General features: G+C 73.4%; 19 protein-coding genes. 10 read left to right on the forward strand and 9 right to left on the reverse strand.

All coding sequences use genetic code 11. The features are described 5' to 3' along the window. Positions 1-76 precede the first annotated feature (76 nt). From ACFVU7_RS00435 to ACFVU7_RS00445, 3 genes are all read left to right on the forward strand, one after another. Entirely contained in the window at positions 77-796 is a 720-nt protein-coding gene (locus tag ACFVU7_RS00435) for a class I SAM-dependent methyltransferase (protein WP_388043576.1), read from the forward strand. 36 nt (positions 797-832) lie between these two features. Next, entirely contained in the window at positions 833-2,092 is a 1,260-nt protein-coding gene (locus ACFVU7_RS00440) for an alpha/beta hydrolase (RefSeq protein WP_388043578.1), read from the forward strand. A 586-nt stretch (positions 2,093-2,678) separates the two neighbouring features. Next, positions 2,679-3,443 carry a hypothetical protein gene (locus ACFVU7_RS00445; protein WP_380738760.1) on the forward strand — a complete coding sequence of 255 codons (765 nt, stop codon included), beginning with the start codon at positions 2,679-2,681 and terminating at the stop codon, positions 3,441-3,443. A gap of 90 nt (positions 3,444-3,533) precedes the next feature. Here the strand turns inward: ACFVU7_RS00445 and ACFVU7_RS00450 are convergent, their stop codons facing one another. The 3 genes from ACFVU7_RS00450 to ACFVU7_RS00460 form a co-directional block, all read right to left on the reverse strand. After that, the gene (locus ACFVU7_RS00450) at positions 3,534-4,091 is read right to left on the reverse strand and encodes a hypothetical protein (RefSeq protein WP_049658561.1); all 558 of its coding nucleotides are present in this window, start codon (positions 4,089-4,091) and stop codon (positions 3,534-3,536) included. A 191-nt stretch (positions 4,092-4,282) separates the two neighbouring features. After that, a complete protein-coding gene (locus ACFVU7_RS00455) occupies positions 4,283-4,843 on the reverse strand; it encodes a GNAT family N-acetyltransferase (protein ID WP_388043579.1) in 561 nt (186 codons plus the stop codon). Positions 4,844-4,903: 60 nt separating this feature from the next. Further along, a complete protein-coding gene (locus ACFVU7_RS00460; RefSeq protein ID WP_388043581.1) occupies positions 4,904-5,803 on the reverse strand; it encodes a LysR family transcriptional regulator in 900 nt (299 codons plus the stop codon). Between the two features lie 70 nt (positions 5,804-5,873). Between ACFVU7_RS00460 and ACFVU7_RS00465 the strand changes: the two genes are divergently transcribed. After that, positions 5,874-6,614 carry a hypothetical protein gene (locus ACFVU7_RS00465; protein WP_388043583.1) on the forward strand — a complete coding sequence of 247 codons (741 nt, stop codon included), beginning with the start codon at positions 5,874-5,876 and terminating at the stop codon, positions 6,612-6,614. Positions 6,615-6,655: 41 nt separating this feature from the next. Here the strand turns inward: ACFVU7_RS00465 and ACFVU7_RS00470 are convergent, their stop codons facing one another. The 3 genes from ACFVU7_RS00470 to ACFVU7_RS00480 form a co-directional block, all read right to left on the reverse strand. Then, positions 6,656-7,255, reverse strand: coding sequence for a GNAT family N-acetyltransferase (locus ACFVU7_RS00470; RefSeq protein WP_388043585.1), 600 nt, complete (start codon positions 7,253-7,255; stop codon positions 6,656-6,658). A gap of 121 nt (positions 7,256-7,376) precedes the next feature. Then, complete coding sequence (gene coaE / locus ACFVU7_RS00475; RefSeq protein WP_388043586.1) at positions 7,377-7,976, reverse strand: dephospho-CoA kinase; 600 nt, start codon at positions 7,974-7,976, stop codon at positions 7,377-7,379. A gap of 124 nt (positions 7,977-8,100) precedes the next feature. After that, positions 8,101-8,742: an MBL fold metallo-hydrolase gene (locus tag ACFVU7_RS00480; protein WP_117487381.1), complete on the reverse strand. Its 642-nt coding sequence runs from the start codon at positions 8,740-8,742 to the stop codon at positions 8,101-8,103. A gap of 62 nt (positions 8,743-8,804) precedes the next feature. Between ACFVU7_RS00480 and ACFVU7_RS00485 the strand changes: the two genes are divergently transcribed. Continuing rightward, positions 8,805-9,236: a MarR family winged helix-turn-helix transcriptional regulator gene (locus ACFVU7_RS00485; RefSeq protein WP_117487382.1), complete on the forward strand. Its 432-nt coding sequence runs from the start codon at positions 8,805-8,807 to the stop codon at positions 9,234-9,236. Here the strand turns inward: ACFVU7_RS00485 and ACFVU7_RS00490 are convergent. Next, entirely contained in the window at positions 9,219-11,519 is a 2,301-nt protein-coding gene (locus ACFVU7_RS00490; RefSeq protein ID WP_388043589.1) for an MMPL family transporter, read from the reverse strand. The two genes, ACFVU7_RS00485 and ACFVU7_RS00490, sit on opposite strands and share 18 nt — an antisense overlap. Positions 11,520-11,754: 235 nt before the next feature. Next, complete coding sequence (gene rpsA, locus ACFVU7_RS00495) at positions 11,755-13,245, reverse strand: 30S ribosomal protein S1 (protein WP_049653883.1); 1,491 nt, start codon at positions 13,243-13,245, stop codon at positions 11,755-11,757. Between the two features lie 414 nt (positions 13,246-13,659). On the opposite strand from rpsA, the gene ACFVU7_RS00500 reads away from it, so the two are divergent. Genes ACFVU7_RS00500 through ACFVU7_RS00510 form a run of 3 tightly spaced genes read left to right on the forward strand, consistent with a single transcriptional unit; the run spans position 13,660 to position 17,745 of the window. Next, positions 13,660-14,535, forward strand: coding sequence for a class I SAM-dependent methyltransferase (locus tag ACFVU7_RS00500; protein WP_388043591.1), 876 nt, complete (start codon positions 13,660-13,662; stop codon positions 14,533-14,535). A 4-nt stretch (positions 14,536-14,539) separates the two neighbouring features. Next, positions 14,540-17,056, forward strand: coding sequence for an ATP-dependent helicase HrpB (gene hrpB, locus ACFVU7_RS00505; protein WP_388043593.1), 2,517 nt, complete (start codon positions 14,540-14,542; stop codon positions 17,054-17,056). Between the two features lie 20 nt (positions 17,057-17,076). After that, positions 17,077-17,745, forward strand: coding sequence for an HAD family hydrolase (locus ACFVU7_RS00510; protein WP_388043595.1), 669 nt, complete (start codon positions 17,077-17,079; stop codon positions 17,743-17,745). A gap of 207 nt (positions 17,746-17,952) precedes the next feature. Here ACFVU7_RS00510 and ACFVU7_RS00515 read toward each other — a convergent pair whose 3' ends face one another. Further along, a complete protein-coding gene (locus tag ACFVU7_RS00515; RefSeq protein ID WP_388044153.1) occupies positions 17,953-18,405 on the reverse strand; it encodes an NUDIX hydrolase in 453 nt (150 codons plus the stop codon). Positions 18,406-18,703: 298 nt separating this feature from the next. Between ACFVU7_RS00515 and ACFVU7_RS00520 the strand changes: the two genes are divergently transcribed. Further along, the gene (locus tag ACFVU7_RS00520) at positions 18,704-19,903 is read left to right on the forward strand and encodes a helix-turn-helix domain-containing protein (protein ID WP_388043596.1); all 1,200 of its coding nucleotides are present in this window, start codon (positions 18,704-18,706) and stop codon (positions 19,901-19,903) included. Positions 19,904-20,006: 103 nt separating this feature from the next. Further along, positions 20,007-20,507 (forward strand): hypothetical protein, encoded by a 501-nt coding sequence (locus ACFVU7_RS00525; protein WP_388043597.1) that lies wholly within the window; start codon positions 20,007-20,009, stop codon positions 20,505-20,507. Positions 20,508-20,560: the final 53 nt, after the last annotated feature.

Below are 20,560 nucleotides of genomic sequence, written 5' to 3' on the forward strand. Positions count from 1 at the left end.
AAGCCCCCAACAGCCCACCACCCAGCGGCTTTTGCCGCGATCGCGCCCACCCCCCGAGCGTCCTACGCTCGGCCGTATGAACCGTACGATCCGCACCACCGAAGACGTCCTCGCCCTCCTCGACGGCTTCTTCCGGCCGGCCGAACCGTTCTGGGACCGGTTCTACGAGGACCGGTCCGCCGAGCGCCCGTTCTTCGCGCCGAAGCCGGACGAGAACCTGGTCTCCTACCTGGACCGCGGCCTGCTGCCGCCGGCCCCCGGCCGGGTGCTCGACCTGGGCTGCGGCACCGGCCGCAACGCGATCCATCTGGCCTCGCTCGGCTTCGAGGTGGACGCCGTCGACCTCTCCGCCACCGCCCTCGCCTGGGCCGAGGAGCGCGCCCACGAGGCCGGCCCCGGAGCCCGCCCGCGCTTCCACCGGGCGAGCATCTTCGAGGTCCAACTCCCTTGCGACACCTACGACCTGGTCTACGACTCCGGCTGCCTGCACCACCTGCCGCCGCACCGCCGGGTCGGCTACCTGGCCCTCCTGGACCGCGCCCTCGCCCCGGGCGGGCACTTCGCCGTCACCACCTTCGCGGCCGGGGCGATGGGCTCCGAGCGGCCCGACGAGGAGCTCTACCGGCTCGGCTCACTGGAGGGCGGGCTGGCCTACTCGCCGGCCGAACTGCGCTCGCTGTTCCGCGAGTTCGAGCCGCTGGAGATCCGCCCGATGGCGGCGCACGGCCCGGATTCCGAGGCCTTCGGCGTCCCCTTCCTCCTCACAGCGCTCTTCCAGCGAACTGCCAGCCTCTAACCAGCCTCTCATCCTCCGCCCCTAGCCTCCGGCCCTATGAACGTCTCCCTGCTCGACGGCTGGTTCCCGTGGACGGTCCAGGCCGCGGCCCTCGCGCTGCTCCTGGCCACCGCCGCCCGACGGGAGCGGGCGTGGCTGCGGAGGCGGGGGCCGATCGCGCTCGGGACGGCGCTGGCGCTCACCGCGGCCGGCGCCGTCGCCGTGCTGACGCTGGGCGGGATCACCGACCCGGTCCCGTTCGGGGTCTGGCTGTGGAGCGGGGTGGCGGTCGCGGCGCTGTGCGTGCTCGGCTTCGGCTGGCGCGGCGCGCGGTGGTGGCGCCGGGCGCTGGTGGCGCCGACCGTGCTGCTGGCGCTGTTCTGCGCGGCGAACAGCGTGAACATCGCCACCGGCTACTACCCGACGCTGGACGACGCGATCGGCGAGCTCGGCGGGCAGCCGCTGCCGGAGCAGATCACCCTGGACGAGCTGAAGTCGATCCACGGCCGGACGGGCACGGGCCGCATCGTCCAGGTCGACATACCGGACACCGCCAGCGGCTTCGCCCACCGCCAGGAGCTGGTCTACCTGCCGCCCGCCTGGTTCCGCAGCCAGACCCGGCCCAAGTTGCCCGTCCTGGAGATGATCGGCGGCGAGTTCGCGGCGCCCGACAACTGGATCCGCTCGGGCAACGCCGTGAAGACCGCCGACGCCTTCGCCGCCCGGCACAACGGCTTCGCCCCGATCCTGGTGTTCGTGGACGCCACCGGCGGCTTCCGGGTGGACACCGAGTGCGTGGACGGTCCGCACGGCCAGGCCGAGAGCCATCTGCTCAAGGACGTCCCGCCGTTCGTCCAGAAGACCTTCAACGCCGCCACCGACCCGCACAAGTGGGGCGTGGCCGGCTGGTCGATGGGCGGCACCTGCGCGGTCGACCTCACCGTCGAGCACCCGAACGTCTTCACCCACTTCGGCGACTTCTCCGGCGACAAGGGCCCGTCCACCGGCGACAAGGACCACACCGTCCAGGAGCTGTACGGGGGCGACGCCGCGGCCTGGGCCGCCCACGACCCGCTGACCGCGCTCGCCCACCACCCCAAGTACCAGGGCGTCTCCGGCTACTTCGCCCAGGGCGACGAGGAGCACGGCCAGATCGACTCCGCCAGGGCCCTGGAGGCGGCGGCCCGGAAGGACGGCATCCGCACCGTGAACGTGGTCGGCTCCGGCAGGCACACCTGGCAGACCGGTGCCGCGTCCTTCGCCCAGGCCCTCCCCTGGCTCGCCCAGCAGCTCGGCGTCCCGGGCACCCATGCGTAACGGCACCCACGCGTAACGGCTCACCCGCACTACGGCGCGCTCCCTCCTCCCCGTTCGACGGCCGCCGCCCGTCGCGCGGTTCAGCTCCGGGTGTTGACATCGCGCACCCCTTCGCCGCCGGTCGCCGGGCCCGGCACACCCCCCCACCAGCCCGGATGTGCCGCACCCGGCCCGCGCGCGGTGCCGGTCGCGCGCCCCGGGGATCCCCCGCACGCCGTCCGCCACCCGACCCCACCCACCCCACAGGACCCACCAACCCCAAAGGGAATCCGGGCCTCCGGCCGGAACCCGGCTTTGCGAGCGGCCGTTCGGTGGCATAGGTTTCGACCGCCGCCGATGCGCCGCCACGACCCTGACCGCCCCTCATCTCCGAGGCGGGCGGCGGGCCGAGGAGCCGACGGCCCTAACGCACAGGGGGAGGCCCGCCATGCCGAGTGCCCGCGACCGCGCGTCGCGCGGGCGGCGAGGACGGACGGCCGGCGCCGCGCACCAGCGGCCCGCGGCCGACCCCGCCCTTCGCCCCCAACGGCAGGGCGGTGCGCGGCCGACCCCGTTCCACGCCACCGGACACCCGAGGAACAGTCAGTTGCGCACCACCAGAGTCGTCACCGCCACCGCCGCCGCCCTCGTCTGCCTGGGCGCGCTCAGCGCCTGCGGGCCCGACAGCGGGGACGGCGGCCAGACCGCCCTCCCCGCCGCGGCCCCCACGCCCAGCACCAACCCCACCAAGCCCGCCGGCTCCGACAAGGGCATCCCGGACAAGGCCTGGATGGACACCAAGAACATCCCGATGGACGAGAGTTACCACTACACGCCGCTGGCGGCCAACGCCAAGCAGGTCTCCGGGCCGGTCCAGTTCAAGGGCCTGGAGCTGTGCCGCGCCGCGATCGCCAAGGACGACGAGCCGCTGTTCACGGGCACCGCCGCCGCGAAGTCCGAGGTCGGCTTCGGCGGGGACCGCTGGGCGGCCCAGCAGACCCTGCTGTTCCACGGCGACCCGGTCCACAGCAGCGCCGCCAAGCAGTCCACCAACATGGCCGAGGCCCGCCTGGCGGAGGCGCTCAAGTCCTGTGCCAAGACCGCGCCCGGCGCCACCGTGAAGGTCGAAAGCGCCCCGGACGCGCCGTACTTCGCCGCCGTCCTGACCGTTCCGCAGGCCGACGGCGGCACCGTCACCCTGCACGAGTACGTGGTCGGCGACGGCGGTACGGTCAGCGAGCTGGCCGTCTGGGCCACCACCAAGGCCGGTGCCCAGCCCAAGGACGCCTGGAAGGCCCCCGAGGACAAGGCCGTCGGCACCGGCATGACGGCGGCGATGTGCGAGGCGCTCCCCGGCTGCGACGGGCGCTGACGTCCGGCGCGCGCCCGGTCCGCCCGACCCCTCCCGAGGACCGGGACGGGGGCGGACGGACCGGGCGGCCCGATCAGATCAGGCCCGGGCTCACAGCCCCAGGACGCTGAGCGCGGTGGTCCAGTCCTTCGCGATCGCGGCGCGCGCGTCGTCGAGGCCGGCCCGGCCGCCGCAGACCGCGTTCTTGAGCTTGGTCTCGACGGAGTCCTTGCTCTGCGCCGGCTGGCTGCCGTAGCGCGGCTCGGGCCACAGGTTGGCCGGGTCGCGCGGGGCGCCGCCGAGCTCCAGCGGGACGAGGTGGTCCTCCTCGTAGTCCGCCGTGCTGGTGTCCGCGTAGCCGTAGGCCGCGATCTGCTGCACCTTCAGCGCGTTGGTGTAGCTGGTCGGCGGGCGGACGGTGGCGGTCCAGCCGGAGACGCAGATGGTCTGGCCGATGGTCGCCTGGGTGACGTCCGGGTTGTACGCACCGGGGGTGCAGGACGGGTCGGGCAGCGGCAGGTACGCCTGCGAACAACTCGCCGCGAGCGTACGGGCCTTCTGGGCGGTGCCGTGGGCCGGGGCGGCGGCCTGCGCGGTGCCGGCGGCGAGCCCGGCGGCGGCGAGGGCGGCCGCCGAGGCGGTGACGGTGAGACGGTGACGGAGCATCATGGGGGAAGCACTCCTGGTCCGGCCCGGCCTCTCGCCGGGCGACTGTGCTCATGACAGCACCACCCGGCCGACCACCGTCAGATCCGTGACGTGAACGCCTGGTGACCGCGTCTCCACAACCGCGCCCCGACGAGCGCCCCGCCCCCGTCTCCCCGCGCCCGTCTCCCCGCCCCCGCCTCCCGGCCGTGCGGTCAGCCCCGCAGGACCGCCAGTTCGACCTCCCGGCCGGCCAGGCCGCCGGGCGCCGGCAGCGTCACCCCGGAGGGCTCGAAGCCGGCCTTCCGGTACATCGCCTCGGCCCGGGGGTTGTCCTCGTGGACGAACAGCCGCACCCGCTCGATCCTGGGCCCGGTGAGCGACCACGCCCACTCCTGGAGGGTCCGGATCAGGTCGAGCGCCAGCCCGGTGCCCCGCGCCTCCTCGCGGACGAACACCCCGACCACGTGCACCTGGTCGACCTCGATGACGTCGCCCTCCAGAGCGCCGTTCCCGCCGGTCAGCTCGACCACCCCGGTCATGCTGCCGAGCCAGCGCCCGTCCTCGGCCTCCGCGATGAACTGCGCCGCGTGCGGGTCCGTCGCCGCCCGGGTCGTGCGGTCCTGCCAGAACTCGTCGGGCTTGGTGACGGCCTGCTCGTAGACCTCCAGGAAGGCCACGGCCGCGACCGGGTCCCGCAGCGCGTCGAGGCGGAGGTCCCGGGCCCGCTGCCAGTCCTCGACCCGTACCTGTCTGATGATGATTCCGGTGCTCATCGCCTGATCATTCCATCGGCACCATTGGCCCGCGCAACCGATTTCCAAGGCCGCAGACCTCTAGCCCCGGGACGACTCCAGCAGCCGCGCCAGCAGCGCCGCCGGCCCCTCCGGCAGGCTGCCGTGGACGAGTTCGGTGCGGTGCACCAGCCGGGGCGCGGCGATCGGCGCGTACCCGACCCCGGGCGCCGCGTCGAGCACCGGCTCGGGCAGCAGGGTGAGCCCGTGCCCGGCCGCCACCAGCGCGAGCAGTCCGTGCAGGTCGGTGCCCTGGTAGCGGGTGGCCGGCCGGAAGCCGTCGACGCCCGCGGCCGCGCACAGCCGGGCCGCGGGCGGGGTGAGGTCGGGGGCGTCCAGCCAGCGGGCGGCGGAGAGGTCGGCGAGCGCGAGGCCGGCGCGCCCGGCCAGCGGGTGGCCGACGGGCAGCGCGACGGCGACCGGCCGCTCGGCCACCGCGACGGTGCGCAGCGGCCCGACGTCGGGCAGCGGCAGCGGGTCGCTGGGCGCGGCCAGTCCGTCGACCAGGGCGAGGTCGACCTCGCCGGTGGCGACCTGGGCGGGCAGCACGTCCTGGGCGAGGACCCGGACCACCGGTTCCACCCTCGGGTACGCCCGGCGCACCTCGCCGAGTGCGCGCCCCAGTGCCGCACCGACCGCCAGCGCGGTGGCCCCGAGCACCAGCCGGGTGTTCGCAGCGCCCGCCAGGCGTGCGACGTCGGCGCGCGCCGCCTCCAGCCGGACCAGCAGCGGTGCGGCGTGCTCCAGCAGCCGCTGCCCGGCCCCGGTCGGGCCGACCGGGCGGCGGAGCAGCAGCGCGGTCCCGAGGTCCGCCTCCAGCGCGGCGATCTGCTGGGAGACCGCGGACTGGGTGTAGCCGAGCTCCCGGGCCGCCTCCGAGAAGGAGGCGAGGCGGGCGACGGTGACGAAGGTGCGCAGCTGCTGCGGGTCCACGGTGGACATCAACCGTTCTGATCGAAGCTTAAGGAATCATCGTTGGCGCTGATCTCGGGTGCGGGGTCAGGATAGCCGCATGACGCATCAGACCCCCCGGGTCGCCCTCGTCGGCGACCGCTCCCCCGCCGTCCGCTCGCACGCCCGGATCCCCGGCCTGCTGGACGCCCTCGCCGAGCACGACCACCTCGTCCTGGACGCCTACTGGATCCCGACCGGGGACGCCGCCGCGCCCGGCGCCCTGGACGGCTTCGACGCGGTCTGGCTGCTGCCCGGCAGCCCGTTCCGCAGCGAGGCCGGCGCGCTGGCCGCCGTCCGGACCGCCCGCGAGCGCGGCATCCCCTTCCTCGGCACCTGCGCCGGGTTCCAGCACGCGGTGCTGGAGTACGCCCGGAACGTCTGCGGCCTGGCCGGGGCCGTGAACGGCGAGGACCACCCGGACGCGGAGCAGCAGGTGATCGTCCCGCTGGCCTGTTCGCTGGTCGGCCACGAGGGGGCCGTCACCGTCACCCCGGGGAGCCTCGCCGAGCGGGTCCTCGGCGCCACCCGCACCCTGGAGCGCTACCACTGCGCGTACGGCCTCAACGGCGCCTACCTGGAGCGGCTGGCCGCGCACGGCCTGCGGTTCAGCGGCGCGGACGAGTCGGGCGAGGTGCGCGTCCTGGAGCTGCCCGGCCACCCGTTCTTCCTGGCCTCGCTCTTCCAGCCCGAGCTGTCCGGCGACGGCACCCGGGCGCACCCCATGATCCGCGCCCTGGCCGGCGCCGCCGTGGCGCACGCGGACGCGGGCACCCCGGCCGCGACGGTCACAACGGCCTGATCAAGCCCCGCACCTGAGCGCGCCTCATGCGCGAGCGCGTCTCACATCGGCAGCGACCGCAGCCGCACCGGCCCCTCCGGCCACCCGGCCCCGACGGCCAGCGGCGCCCACATGGTGCGCAGCGGCATCTCCGCCAGCCGTCCCTCCGGCTGTTCCACCGTCACCCGCTCGGCCACCTCCCGGAAGCCGAGCCCCCGGTAGAACGCGGCCAGCGGCGGGCGGCAGAACAGCAGCGCGTACCGGTGGCCGAGCGTGCGCGCGTGGTCGAGGGCGGCCCCGACCACGGCCTGCGCGAGGCCGCCGTGGCGCCGGTCGGGCGCGACGCAGACCCCGCCGACGCCCATCACGGCCAGGTCGGTGCCGCCCACGGTGAGCGGCAGCGGCACCAGTCCGGTGTGGGCGACGAGCCGGCCGTCGGCGGCCCGGATGCCGAAGTGGATCTCCTTGGGGCGGAAGCTCAGCCCCGTGTACGCGACGCCGTACGGGTCGTCCCCGGGGCCGAGGATCTCGGCCTGCTCGGCGCGGCCGTACTGCGCGAGCCGTTCGACCACGGGCGCTCCGACGAGCGGCTGTTCGGCGGGAGACTGTCCGGCGGGAGGCTGTCCGGCGAGCGGCGGCGCGGGCGAGAAACGATCATCCATTCCGCCATGCTCCCCTCCCGCCGGAGCCTTCCACCAGTCCCTTCCCGGCCACTCGGTCCGACGACTGCTCGGGCCGACGGCCGCCGGCCGCCCCGATCGGCCGCCGGGGGCCGACCCGGCGTCAGGCCGCCGCGCGCCGCACCAGCTCCGCCCAGACCTCGGCCACCCGCGCCTCCAGCTCCGCCAGGCCGCCGCCGTTGTCGATCACCAGGTCCGCGATCGCCAACCGCCCGTCCCGGGAGGCCTGCGCGGCCATCCGGGCCCGGGCCTCCTCCTCGGCCATCCCGCGCAGCCGCACCAGCCGGTCCAGCCGCACCTCGTCGGCCGCGTCCACCACCACGACCAGGTCGAACAGCGGCGCCAGGCCGTTCTCGGCCAGCAGCGGCACGTCGTGCACCACGACCGCGTCCGGCGCGGCCGCCGCCTCCAGCTCGGCGGAGCGGGTCCGCACCAGCGGGTGGACGATCGCGTTCAGCGCCTTCAGCCGCTCCGGGTCGGCGAACACGACCGCGCCGAGCGCCGGACGGTCCAGCGAGCCGTCCTCCCGCAGCACCCCCGGTCCGAACTCGGCGACCACGACCGCCAGACCGTCCGTTCCGGGGGCGACCACCTCGCGGGCGATCACGTCGGAGTCCACGATCACCGCGCCGTGCGCGGCGAACAGCCGGGACACCTCGCTCTTGCCCGCACCGATGCCGCCCGTCAGTCCGATCTTCAGCATGGCGTCAGGCTACCGGTGCCCCCTCGAACCCGTCAGCAGAGGCCCGGCCGGCCCAGGCCCGGTCGGCCCGGCTCCGACCCGAACAGGCCCGGCGAAGCCCGGATCCGGTCGAGCACAGGCCCGGTCAGCCCAGCTCCAGGCTCTCGCCCTCCCCCAGCACCAACAGCTCCGCACCCGTCCCCGGCCCGTCCGGCCCGACCAGCCGGGTCTGCACGGCGAGCCCGATCGGGCTGAGCACCGCCTCGTGCACCGGCACCGCCCGGCGCGGCGAGGCTTCCCGGACGTAGTCGACCACCTCGGAGGCCTTGCTCCAGGGGGCCGCGATCGGCAGCAGCAGGGTCTCCACGGCGTGCGGCGGCACGGTGAACGCGTCGCCGGGGTGGAACAGCCGGCCGTCGAAGAGGAAGCCGATGTTCCGCACCGGCGGGAGGTCCCGGTGGATCTCCGCGTGCCACTCGCCGTGCACCGAGACGCCGAGCCCGCCGACCTCGAAGGCGTCGCCCTCGCCGACCACGCCGACCCGCTGCGCCACGCCGTCCAGCTGGTCGGCGACGGCCCGGTTGGTCCACACCCGCAGCGCCGGGTCGGCCTCCAGCGCGGCGCGCAGCCGGGACTCCTCGAAGTGGTCCATGTGCTCGTGGGTGATCAGGACGGCGTCCGCCCCGGCCAGGGCGGCGGGGTCGGTGAAGCTCCCGGGGTCGACGACGACCGTGCTGCCGCCGTGCTCGACGCGTACGCAGGCATGTCCGAACTTGGTGATTCGCATGCTCGAAACCCTACAGCAAGGCTGTACAGCAGTGCTGGACATTTTGCCGATAGACTTCCCCCATGACCAGCGAAGCCCCGCACCCGGACACCCTGGAACTCGCCGCCGACCTGCGCGCCGCCCTCGGCAGCCTGGTCCGCTCCCTGCGCGACAGCGACGAACTGCCGCAGAACCAGGCCGCCGTCCTCGGCCTGCTGGTCCGCGACGAACGCTCCTGCACGGTCGCCGAACTCGCCGCCCTCCAGCGGGTCCGCCACCAGTCGATGGCCCGCACCGTCGCGCTGATGACCGAGGCCGGACTGGTCGTCCAACAGCCCCACCCCACCGACGGCCGCAAGCTGCTCGTCACCGCCACCGGGGCCGGCCGCACCGCCCTGCTCGACCAGCGCGCCCGCCGCGAACACCGGATCGCCACCGCCATCGAGTCCCGCCTCGACCCCGCCGAACGGGAGCGGCTCCGCGCCGCGGTCGACCTGCTACGCCGGCTGGGCTGAGCCCACCAGGCCGTCGCGGGCCGCCGCCTCCCCGTCGGCCGGCCTCGGCGCCGGGACCACCGCCGCCCCGATCTCCGGCACCGACCCGCTCTCCGCCGCCGGCACCACCGGCCGCGGCGCCGGGACATCCGCCGCCCCGATCTCCGGCAGGTCGACGTGCTCGCTCAGTCCGAACCGCCGGTGCAGCCGCCGCAGCGGGGCGGGCGCCCACCAGTTGAACTCACCGAACAGGCTCATCGCGGCGGGCACCAGCAGGCACCGCACCAGGGTGGCGTCCACCGCGACGGCGACGGCCAGCGCGATGCCCATCTGCTTGACCATCAGCATGTCCCCGAGCGCGAACCCGGCGAAGACGATCACCATCAGCAGCGCCGCCGAGGTGATGATCCGACCGCTGCGCTGCACGCCCAGCTCCACCGCCCGGACGCAGTCGTGCCCGCGCAGGGTCAGCTCCCTGATCCGGGCGAGCAGGAACACCTCGTAGTCCATCGACAGCCCGAAGGCGAAGGCGAAGACCAGCACCGGTATGAAGGTCTCCAGCCCGCCGGTCGGGCTGAACCCGAGCAGCCCGCTGAACCAGCCGTCCTGGAACACCAGGGTGAGCGCGCCGAGCGAGGCGCCCAGCGAGAGCAGGTTCATCAGCAGCGCCTTGACCGGCATCACCACCGAGCCGGTCATCAGGAAGAGCAGCACCAGCGTCCCGGCCGCGACCAGGCCCAGCGCCCACGGTCCGCGCGAGAGCAGCTCGTCCTGGAAGTCCACCACCGAGGCCGCGCCGCCGGTGACGTAGGTGGTCAGCCCGCCGCGGTCGGCCCGCAGCTCCTCGACCACCTGCCTGGCCTGCCCGCCCTGCGGGTCCCCGGGCACCAGGACGTCGATCGTGGAGACCGCGTCGCCCACCGGCGACACGGCCCGCACCCCGCTCACCCCGGGCAGCTTGGCGACCACCTCGTCCGCGTACGCCTGCGCCACCGGTGCCCCGCCCTCGACCACCACGGTGATCGGCGCGGCCGAGGCCTGCGGGAAGCGCTGGTCGATCGTCTCGGCGACCTGCCGTCCGGCCGAGGAGGCGGGCAGGACGGCGGCGCCGGAGCTGCGCATCTCGGCGTGGAGGAACGGCGCCCCGGCCGCCATCAGCAGCGCCACCGAGGCGAGCGTGACCAGGACCGCCCGCTTGCGCACCCGGCGCACGGTCCGGCTGAAGAACCCCTCGTCGGCCACGGGCGCGGTGGGCGCCTTGATCCGCGCGCCGGCGAAGCCGAGCAGGGCGGGGATCAGGGTCAGCGCGGCGGCGACGGCGATCACCACCACGCTCACCCCGGCCGCGGCCACCGCGCCGAGCACCGGGCTGGTGAAGACGAACAGACCGGAGAGGGCGACGGCGACGGTCAGTCCGGAGAAGGCCACGGTGCGTCCGGCGGTCGCCGCGGTCCGTTCGACGGCGGCGGCGATGTCCGCGCCGTGGCCGCGTTCCTCGCGGAAACGATTCACCATGAGCAGCGCGTAGTCGATCGAGAGGCCGAGCCCCAGCACCGTGGCGATCGGCAGCACGCTGGTGTCGATGTCCATGATCCGGCTGAACCCGAACATCGCCAGCAGCGCGCCGCCCACCGAGGCGACCGCCCCGATCGCCGGCAGCGCGGCCGCCGCCAGCCCGCCGAAGACCAGCACCATGACGATCAGCGTGAGCGGCAGCGTCACCAGCTCGCCGAACCGGGTGTCCTTCTCGGTCTGCTTCTTGACCTCCTGCTGGAGCACCAGGTCCCCGCCGACCGTGACGTGGGCGCCGCCCGCCCCGTTCAGCGCGGCGAGCCGCTGGGTGACGGCGTCGGTCTGGGCGGTGCTCGCGGTGTCGGCCATCCGTACGGTGACCAGGCTCGCCGTCCCGTCGGCGGAGCGCAGCGCGGCCGGCGCCGGTCCGGTGCCGTACGCGTCGAGGGCGGAGGAGACCCCGGGCAGGGCGGCGATCTCGGCGGTGGCCCGCTCGACGGCGGCCCTCACCTGCGGATCGTCCACCGGTCGGCCGTCCACCACGGCGGTGACGGTGCCCTTGGCCGGGTCGGCGGCGGCGACCACCGCACCGCCCCGGTCGGCCTCGGCGCTGGCGGAGGAGGCCCCGGCCACCGAGCCCTCGAAGACCCGGCCCCCGATCAGGACGCCGACCACCAGGACGACGGCCCACAGGCCGAGCACCCAGCGGCGGTGGCGGAAGCAGAACCGGCCGACGGCCGCGAGCCTGCCGCCGACCACGGCGGTGGGGGCGGCGGGAGAGGGAGTGCGCATGAGGAGCCTTTCGGGCGGCTCCCCTCAATCTAGGGGCAACCCGAACTACGGCCTATAGATGGGCAATGAGCCCCATCTCACACTTTCCTTCACATAAACCACACATAAGTCAGGGCGTGATAAGTCAGGGCGAAAAGCAAATGACGGAAAGCGCATGGGGAAAAACAAATGGGCCCCACCCGGAAATCCGGGTGGAGCCCACCGTCTAGCTATCGGCTAGCGGGAAGCGAGAGCCTCAGCTCTGGCCGCCGGCCAGCTTCTCGCGCAGAGCGGCCAGGGCCTCGTCGGAGGCCAGGGCGCCCGAGCCCTCGTCGCTGCTGGACGAGTAGGAACCACCGGCGGCAGCGGCGACGGCGTCGCCACCCTCCTCGGCGGCCTGGGCGTCGGCCTCGCGGCTCTTGATGACCTGCGCCTGGTGCTGCTCGAAGCGCGACTGCGCCTCGGCGTACTGGCGCTCCCACTCCTCGCGCTGCTTCTCGAAGCCGGGCAGCCAGTCGTTCGCCTCGGGGTCGAAGCCCTCCGGGTAGATGTAGTTGCCCTGGTCGTCGTACGAGGCGGCCATGCCGTACAGGGTCGGGTCGAACTCGACCTCGGCCGGGTTGGCACCCAGGGCCTCGTTGGCCTGCTTGAGCGACAGGCTGATGCGGCGACGCTCGAGGTCGATGTCGATGACCTTGACGAAGATCTCGTCGCCGACCTGGACGACCTGCTCCGGGATCTCGACGTGGCGCTCGGCCAGCTCGGAGATGTGGACCAGACCCTCGATGCCCTCGTCCACGCGGACGAACGCACCGAACGGAACCAGCTTGGTGACCTTACCCGGAACGACCTGGCCGATCTGGTGGGTACGGGCGAACTGCTGCCACGGGTCCTCCTGGGTCGCCTTCAGCGACAGGGAGACGCGCTCGCGGTCCATGTCAACGTCGAGAACCTCGACGGTGACCTCCTGGCCGACCTCGACAACCTCGGACGGGTGGTCGATGTGCTTCCAGGACAGCTCGGAGACGTGCACCAGGCCGTCGACGCCACCCAGGTCCACGAAGGCACCGAAGTTGACGATCGAGGAGACGACGCCGGAGCGCACCTGGCCCTTCTGCAGGGTGGTGAGGAAGGTCTGGCGGACCTCGCTCTGGGTCTGCTCCAGCCAGGCACGGCGGGACAGGACCACGTTGTTGCGGTTCTTGTCCAGCTCGATGATCTTGGCCTCGAGCTCCTTGCCCACGTAGGGCTGGAGGTCGCGGACGCGGCGCATCTCGACGAGCGAGGCCGGAAGGAAGCCACGGAGGCCGATGTCGAGGATGAGACCACCCTTGACGACCTCGATGACGGTACCGGTGACGATGCCGTCCTCTTCCTTGATCTTCTCGATCGTGCCCCAGGCACGCTCGTACTGAGCGCGCTTCTTGGACAGGATGAGACGACCCTCCTTGTCCTCCTTCTGGAGAACCAGGGCCTCGATGTTGTCACCGACGGCGACGACCTCGTGCGGGTCAACGTCGTGCTTGATCGAGAGCTCGCGGGACGGGATGACGCCCTCGGTCTTGTAACCGATGTCGAGGAGGACCTCGTCACGGTCGACCTTCACGATGACGCCCTCGACGATGTCGCCATCGTTGAAGTACTTGATGGTCTCGTCGATGGCGGCGAGGAAGGCCTCCGCGTCGCCGATGTCGTTGACCGCGACCTGCGGGGTGGTGCTGAGGGAGGAGTCGGTGGGGCTCGTCATTAGGAAAAGGGCTCCGGTACGGACATGAAAGTCGTAGGTAATGCCACGCGGAGGGCCCGTATCGCTCCCACCGAAAGCCGGACAGCCAAGAACACGGCACACCGGTGGTCCCGTAACAACGAGAACCGGCGTCCGTCTTGCGACCGTGGGGTCTTCGACAGATGCGAGCGCGACCTGCTCCGTCCGAGGCGCGCAGGCCCGCAGCGCAACTTGTAGCATACGGGGACGGCCAGGCACGGTCAATGCCGAAGGACGGCAAGACGGTGGAGCCCGGTACGGATCAGGCCATATCCTCCGAATGCGCGCCTCGCGGCGGCGCCCGAAGGGGCCACGTCCCCGGATGCCACCGCCAGGATCCGGACCCTGACGGGCCGGTTCGCGGCAGCGGCGCTTCCGCACTCCATACCCTACGCGATGGGCATTGTCACCGTGGCCACCACCCCCCAAGCAGACCTGCACGATCTTGACACCTCCGCCGCGCGGGTCGAGGAAGAGGGCGACGACGCGGTGCGCCGCGCGGCCGGCACCGGGGAGAGCAGCCGGGCCAGCCGGCACTGGTGGGACCGCAACGCCGACGAGTACCAGGACGAGCACGGCGAGTTCCTCGGCGACGACCGCTTCACCTGGTGCCCCGAGGGCCTGGACGAGGCCGACGCCCGCCTGCTCGGCGACGTCGCCGGCCGCGACGTGCTGGAGATCGGCGCCGGCGCCGCCCAGTGCTCCCGCTGGCTGGCCGCCCGGGACGCCCGGCCGGTCGCCCTCGACATCTCCTACCGCCAGCTCCAGCACTCCCGCCGGATCGACCTCGGCCGCGGCACCACGCCCGTCGCCGTCGTCCAGGCCGACGCCGCCGTCCTCCCCTTCGCCGACGCCTCCTTCGACCTCGCCTGCTCCGCCTACGGCGCCGTCCCGTTCAGCGCCGACACCGCCGCCCTGATGCGCGAGGTCCACCGGGTCCTGCGGCCCGGCGGGCGCTGGGTGTTCTCGGTGACCCACCCGATCCGCTGGGCCTTCCCGGACGAGCCCGACGTCGAGGGCCTCACCGCGACCTCCTCCTACTTCGACCGCACCCCCTACGTCGAGCAGGACGAACAGGGCCGGGCCACCTACGTCGAGCACCACCGCACCGTCGGCGACCGGGTCCGCGAACTCGTCGCCGCCGGCTTCCGGCTGGTCGACCTGGTCGAGCCCGAGTGGCCGGCCGGCCTGGAGCAGGAGTGGGGCGGCTGGTCCCCGCTGCGCGGACGGCTGATCCCCGGGACCGCGATCTTCGTCGCCGAACGGGGCTGATGTCTTGCTGAACCCGGCCTGGCGCGAACTGCCCGTCCGCACCGCCCTGCCCGCCCTGCACGACGCGCTGGACGGCCCCGGCACCGCCGTCCTCGCCGCGCCGCCCGGCACCGGCAAGACCACCCTGGTGCCGCTCGCCCTGGCCGGACTGCTCGCCGACGGCCGGCCCGTACGCCGGGTGCTGGTCGCCGAACCGCGCCGGCTCGCCGTACGGGCCGCCGCCCGGCGGATGGCCTGGCTGCTCGGCTCGTCCGTGGGCCGCGAGGTCGGGTACACGGTGCGCGGCGAGCGCCGCACCGGGCCGGACACCGTCGTCGAGGTCGTCACCACCGGCGTCCTGCTGCAACGCCTCCAGCGCGACCAGGAGTTGCCCGGCGTGGACGTCGTCGTCCTGGACGAGTGCCACGAACGGCACCTCGACGCCGACACCGCGCTCGCCTTCCTGCTGGACGTCCGGGCGGCGCTGCGGCCCGAACTGCGCCTGGTCTGCGCCTCCGCCACCTCCGACACCGAGGCCTGGGCCGAACTCCTCGGCGGCGCCCCGGTGGTGGAGGCGCACGGGACCTCCCACCCGGTCGAGGTCGTCTGGGCACCGCCGCCGCGCGCCGTCCGGCCCGCCCACGGCACCCGGGTCGACCCGGCGCTGCTCGACCACGTCGCGGCGGTGGTGCGGCGAGCGCTGAACGAGCGGGACGGGGACGTGCTCTGCTTCCTGCCCGGCGTCGGCGAGATCTCCCGGGTCGCCGGGCAGCTGGGCGGCCTGCCTTCTGTTGATGTCCTCCAACTGCACGGCCGCGCCCCGCAGGCCGTCCAGGACGCCGCGCTCACCCCGTCCCCTTCACGGCGGGTCGTGCTCACCACCGCCGTCGCCGAATCCTCGCTCACCGTGCCCGGCGTCCGGGTCGTCGTCGACGCCGGACTGGCCCGCGAACCCCGCACCGACCACGCCCGCGGCCTCGCCGGGCTGGTCACCGTCCGCGCCTCGCTCGCCGCCGCCCGCCAACGCGCCGGCCGCGCCGGGCGCGAAGCCCCCGGCACCGTCTACCGCTGCTGGAACGAGGCCGAGGACGCCCTCGCCGCCCGCTTCCCCACCCCCGAGATCGCGCTCGCCGACCTCACCCCCTTCGCCCTCCAGGCCGCCTGCTGGGGCGACCCGGACGCCACCGGCCTCGCCCTGCCCGACGCCCCGCCCGCCGGGGCGATGGCCGCCGCCCGACAGACCCTGACTGCCCTCGGCGCGGTCTCCCCGGACGGGCGGGCCACGCCGCGTGGCGTCCGGCTCGCCCGCACCGGGCTGCACCCCCGACTGGGGCGCGCCCTCGTCGACGGGGCGGCGGCGGTCGGAGCGCGACGGGCGGCCGAGGTCGTCGCACTGCTCTCCGAGGAGCCGCCGCGGGCACTGGGCGACGACCTCGGGGCGGTCTGGCGGACCGTCCGGTCCACGAAGGACCCGTACGCCGGCCGCTGGCGCGACGAAGTCCGCCGCCTGCTCCGCGCCACCTCCGACGAACCCGCCACCGACCTGCCCGACGCGGCCGCCGCCGGACTCGTCGTCGCCCTCGCCTTCCCGGAGCGGATCGCCCGCGCCCGCGTCGAACGGCCCGCCCCCGGCGAACGCAGCCCGTACCTGATGGCCTCCGGCACAGCCGCCGAACTCGCCCCCGGCACCGTGCTCGGCGCCCTGCCCTGGCTCGCCGTCGCCGTCGCCGACCGCCCGGCGGGGTCGCACTCGGCGCGCATCCTGCACGCGGCGGCGCTCGACGAGGCCACCGCCCTGGCCGCCGGGGCGCCGCTGCTCAGCAACCGTGCCGAAGTCCACTGGGACACCCGGCGGAGCGAAGTCGTCTCCCGCCGGGTGGAATCGCTGGGCGCCATCGAGCTGGCCGAGAAGCCGCTCAACCGCCCCGACCCCTTGCTCGTCCGGTCTGCCCTCCTCGAAGGCCTCGCCCGCGAGGGAGTGAGCACCCTGCTGACATTCCGGTCGAACCTGCGCGAGCGCCTCGCCTTCCTCCACAGTGCCATCGGCGCCCCCTGGCCGGACGTCAGCGACGAGGCCCTCCTCGCCCGCGCCGACGAGTGGCTGGAGCCCGAACTCTCCCGCGCCCGCCGCCGCACCGACCTCGCGAGGATCGACACGACCGCTGCCCTCCAACGCCTCCTCCCCTGGGCCACCGGTGAAGCCGGCCGCCTGGACGACCTGGCCCCCGAGCGCATCACGGTGCCCAGCGGATCGAAGATACGAGTCGACTACACGACCGAACGCCCAGTGCTGGCCGCCAAGTTGCAAGAACTCTTCGGCTGGACCAAGACCCCCACCCTCGCCGCTGGCCGTGTGCCCCTCACCATCCACCTCCTCTCCCCCGCCGGCCGCCCCGCCGCCGTCACCGGTGATCTGGAGTCGTTCTGGCGCGAGGGCTACCGCGCCGTCCGCGCCGACCTCAGGGGCCGCTACCCCCGCCACCCCTGGCCCGAAGACCCCACCACCGCCGAACCCACCCGCCGCCTCAACGCCCGGAAGTGACAGGAGAGGACGACCCCCGCATGACACTGACCACCCCGACCGCCACCCGCCCCGGCGAGGCCGGACTCCCCTTCGCAGCTCTGATCCTGGACTTCGTCGGCGTACTGACCGCCAACGCCGGCCCCGCACACGGCGAGTGGTGCCTCGCCCAGGGCCTCGACGCCGGGGCGTGGCGGCAGACGCTCGGTTACGAGCCGGAAGCCAGCCGCCTGTACACCGAACTCGAAGCCGGCCGGCTGAGCCAGGCGGAGTGGAACCGGCGGGTGGCTCCCATCCTCGGCGTGCCGGAGCACGAGAACCTGATGGGCCGAGCGTGGTCGGGCGTCCGGCCCGCCGACGACATGATCACGCTCGCCCGCTCGGCACGGCGGGCCGGCGTCAAGGTAGCGCTGCTGTCCAACTCCTTCGGCCTCGACCCGTACGACCCGTACGAGGCCCTGGGTGTGTGGGAGCTGTTCGACGTGACGGTGATCTCCGAGCGGGAGGGTCTGGCCAAGCCCGATCCGGCGATCTACCAGCTCACCCTGGACCGACTCGAACTGCCCGGCGAGGCCTGCCTGTTCGTGGACGACCACCCGAGGAACCTGCCCCCGGCCGAAGCCCTCGGCATCACCACCGTCCTCGCCGACGGGCAGCCTGGCACTCCCGCCCGGATCGCAGCTCTGCTGGGATTCCCTGCCGAGCTCTGAGCCTTCACAGCGCGTTGGACCTGCGGCCGAACAACGAACAGTGGCTGGCGCACCACGAGAATCGCCCCGGAGCGCCAGTCAGCCAACCGCTTCCGGATGTCGGGACGACCATGGAAGCGGCCAAAACCAGTGAGTCCGCCGCGGAGCGTCCGGGGCACCCTCCTAGACACGCCTGGACATGGCCCACCACCTCCGCCGCCTGGCCTGTCACAGCAGGTGACGACCGTCATGAGCCCGGACACTTGGCGCAGCGTCGCCCCGAAGCCCGTCCAGGACACGTACGGCATAGACCTCGGCCATGCGTTCGGAGACCTCGGCCGGCGAGAGCCAAGCGACCTCGACCGACTCCTCCGAGAGCCGCATCGCCTCGCTCTCCGGTCGGCAGCGAAGGACGAGGGCGACGATCCCTCGGCTCACGTTCTTGTAGACGCCGGTCAGCCGCTCCACGCCGACCTTGATCCCGGTCTCCTCGTAGATCTCGCGGCGCACGCCGTCCTCGATGGTCTCGCCCAGTTCCAGCACGCCACCCGGGGGTTCCCAAGTTCCGTTGTCAGCCCGACGAATCGCCAGCACGCAGCCGTCCTCGCGCACCACCACTCCGGCGACGGACACCGAGTGGAGCGGCGTCTTCCCGGCACCGTTGCTCATGTGCAGGAGGATAAGAGCCCTGAAGGACTATCGCGAGTAGCGAGGTGGCCTCGTCGACCACAGCGATCGGACACACCGTCGTCCTGGGCCCACCGTAGATGCGCCATCCGGGCGTCATGGCCGATCCTACCGAGCAGCGGTAACGTCATGATCATGTCGCCGTCGAAGCGCTCGGCATCACTGCCGTCCTCGAAGCCCAGATACTCTCCGAGCTGCCGCCAACACGGCTGACAGCCAGGTCGTTCCGGCACCGGGAGCGGAGTGGCGGGGGTACGGTCCGTTCTGAGGCCGCTCACCTTCGGAGGCTCCCATGACGCAGTGGTCCGACTACTCCACCGGCCAGCGCATCAAGATGTTGCGGGCAGGCATGACGCAGGAAGAACTCGCCGAGGCCGCCGGGGTGTCCGTGCCGACCGTTCGCAAGGCCGAGAAGGAGGGGGGCAGCATCGGCCTGCCGTCACTGCTCAAACTGTCCGCCGCACTGCATGCGGACGTGCCGGTGATTCTTGGACAGCAGGCACCCCGAAGGGCCTCGCTGATCGGCGACAGGGCCATGCTGCGAGGGCTCTCCCGCACCGTGCACGACACCGCCGCAGGGGTCGGAACCGACGTCGAACCTCCGGACGCCGCAGTACTGCGCGCCGATCTGGCTCGGGCATGGGCGGATTACCGGGCCGGGGACTACACCCGCGCCGGCAGTCTCGCGGCCCCCGCCATCACCGAGGCCGCCGCCCTCCTGCGCTCTGCCCCGGACAGCGAGCAGTGCGCCGCTCATGGCCTCCTCGCCGACGCCTACCGACTCGCCTCCTACACCGCCCAGTTCCACGGCGCCCGAGACCTGGCCTACGCGGCGATCGGCCATGCCCGCCACCACGTCCACAAGGCCGCCGACCCGCTGCGGGCCGCCATGGTGGACTGCGGCCGGTCCTGGCTCTACATGCGTGATGCACGCCTCGACCAGGCCACCACCACCGCCGAGGAGGCGTTCGCATCGATCGAACCCCGTTACGCGGAACGGGATCTGGAGACGCTGGCCACGTACGGGTGGCACGTCACCTTCGCCGCCGTGGTCGCCTCCCGCCGCGGTGACGCCGACCGGGCCCGAGACCTGCTCTCCCAGGGACACGCGGTCGCAGCGCGGATGGGCCGCGATGTGATGATCAACGGCACCAGCTACGGGCCGACCACGGTCACCGCTCAGGCCATCGGCATCCACACCGTCATGGGGGACCCCGGCACGGCCCTGACGCTCGCCCGCAACCTCGGCGACCTGTCCCCGCTGCCGCAGGCCGCCCGCAATCGGCTCGGCCTTGACATCGCACTCGCCCAAGCCGACACCCGCCAGTACGACGCCGCCCTGGACACTCTTCTCCAGGTATGCAGCGCACACCCTGACTGGGCCCGCCACCAGGCCCTTCCGGGGGCGATCATGCAGCGTGCCGGTCACGCCAGCACCACCCGCGTGCGAAAGCTCGGCGGCATCCTCGGTATCAGCCTGTTCACTCACTGAGATCGGACTGATACAAGACGTATCACGCAGGGCCGGTATGACTTCCGAAAGTGGCACGCCCCGCACGTTCACGATGGCCTGACTCGGCGGCAGCCTTGGCACCATGACGCCATCTCAGTCTGACTGGCCGACCACCCGCCGTGTTGCCGTCGCTCTGTACATCGCGACCAGCGACGAGGGCGCCGCCCTCATCCTCACCAGTCTCATTCGCGCCTTCGCCGAGGCCCGCGACTGGACAGTTGCCCTCACCCTGGCGGACGACGACCCCACACGCCCGCTCGACCAGCGGCCCGGCTGGCAGGCCATCACCGACGCTCTGAACACCCGCACCATCCATGGCGTGGTCACCTGGACCCACGACATGGTGTCCAGCGGCCAGGCCGTGCGGGGCATCGGGTCCTACGACCGCCTCCCCGCCGCCCTCGGCGACCGTGGCAGCTTCCTCGCCACTGCCTGCCCCGACAGCGCCATCGCGGACCACGGCAACGGGCACCCGCCGCGCCGAACCTCGGCTGACCTCGCACGCCGCCGGGCCCTCGCGGACGCCGCCGCTGGATTCGCCGCCTTCCGATCCTCGTTCGGCGGCGACCCGCGCACCGTCTGACTACCGCCCGCCGACCGGCCCGTCCTTCCCCTGAGGCACTCCCCCATGCTCAC

The sequence above is a fragment of the Kitasatospora sp. NPDC058046 genome, from assembly GCF_042885595.1.
Classification (GTDB): domain Bacteria; phylum Actinomycetota; class Actinomycetes; order Streptomycetales; family Streptomycetaceae; genus Kitasatospora.

What these genes read in the sequence shown, in the direction of transcription:
- ACFVU7_RS00450 (WP_049658561.1), bottom strand. Translation starts at nt 4,091, where the DNA reads ATGATGCTCCGTCACCGTCTCACCGTCACCGCCTCGGCGGCCGCCCTC.
- ACFVU7_RS00455 (WP_388043579.1), bottom strand. Translation starts at nt 4,843, where the DNA reads ATGAGCACCGGAATCATCATCAGACAGGTACGGGTCGAGGACTGGCAG.
- ACFVU7_RS00510 (WP_388043595.1), top strand. Translation starts at nt 17,077, where the DNA reads ATGACACTGACCACCCCGACCGCCACCCGCCCCGGCGAGGCCGGACTC.
- ACFVU7_RS00485 (WP_117487382.1), top strand. Translation starts at nt 8,805, where the DNA reads ATGACCAGCGAAGCCCCGCACCCGGACACCCTGGAACTCGCCGCCGAC.
- ACFVU7_RS00460 (WP_388043581.1), bottom strand. Translation starts at nt 5,803, where the DNA reads ATGTCCACCGTGGACCCGCAGCAGCTGCGCACCTTCGTCACCGTCGCC.
- ACFVU7_RS00435 (WP_388043576.1), top strand. Translation starts at nt 77, where the DNA reads ATGAACCGTACGATCCGCACCACCGAAGACGTCCTCGCCCTCCTCGAC.
- ACFVU7_RS00470 (WP_388043585.1), bottom strand. Translation starts at nt 7,255, where the DNA reads ATGGATGATCGTTTCTCGCCCGCGCCGCCGCTCGCCGGACAGCCTCCC.
- ACFVU7_RS00500 (WP_388043591.1), top strand. Translation starts at nt 13,660, where the DNA reads ATGGGCATTGTCACCGTGGCCACCACCCCCCAAGCAGACCTGCACGAT.
- ACFVU7_RS00465 (WP_388043583.1), top strand. Translation starts at nt 5,874, where the DNA reads ATGACGCATCAGACCCCCCGGGTCGCCCTCGTCGGCGACCGCTCCCCC.
- rpsA (WP_049653883.1), bottom strand. Translation starts at nt 13,245, where the DNA reads ATGACGAGCCCCACCGACTCCTCCCTCAGCACCACCCCGCAGGTCGCG.
- ACFVU7_RS00440 (WP_388043578.1), top strand. Translation starts at nt 833, where the DNA reads ATGAACGTCTCCCTGCTCGACGGCTGGTTCCCGTGGACGGTCCAGGCC.
- ACFVU7_RS00520 (WP_388043596.1), top strand. Translation starts at nt 18,704, where the DNA reads ATGACGCAGTGGTCCGACTACTCCACCGGCCAGCGCATCAAGATGTTG.
- ACFVU7_RS00480 (WP_117487381.1), bottom strand. Translation starts at nt 8,742, where the DNA reads ATGCGAATCACCAAGTTCGGACATGCCTGCGTACGCGTCGAGCACGGC.
- coaE (WP_388043586.1), bottom strand. Translation starts at nt 7,976, where the DNA reads ATGCTGAAGATCGGACTGACGGGCGGCATCGGTGCGGGCAAGAGCGAG.
- ACFVU7_RS00525 (WP_388043597.1), top strand. Translation starts at nt 20,007, where the DNA reads ATGACGCCATCTCAGTCTGACTGGCCGACCACCCGCCGTGTTGCCGTC.
- ACFVU7_RS00490 (WP_388043589.1), bottom strand. Translation starts at nt 11,519, where the DNA reads ATGCGCACTCCCTCTCCCGCCGCCCCCACCGCCGTGGTCGGCGGCAGG.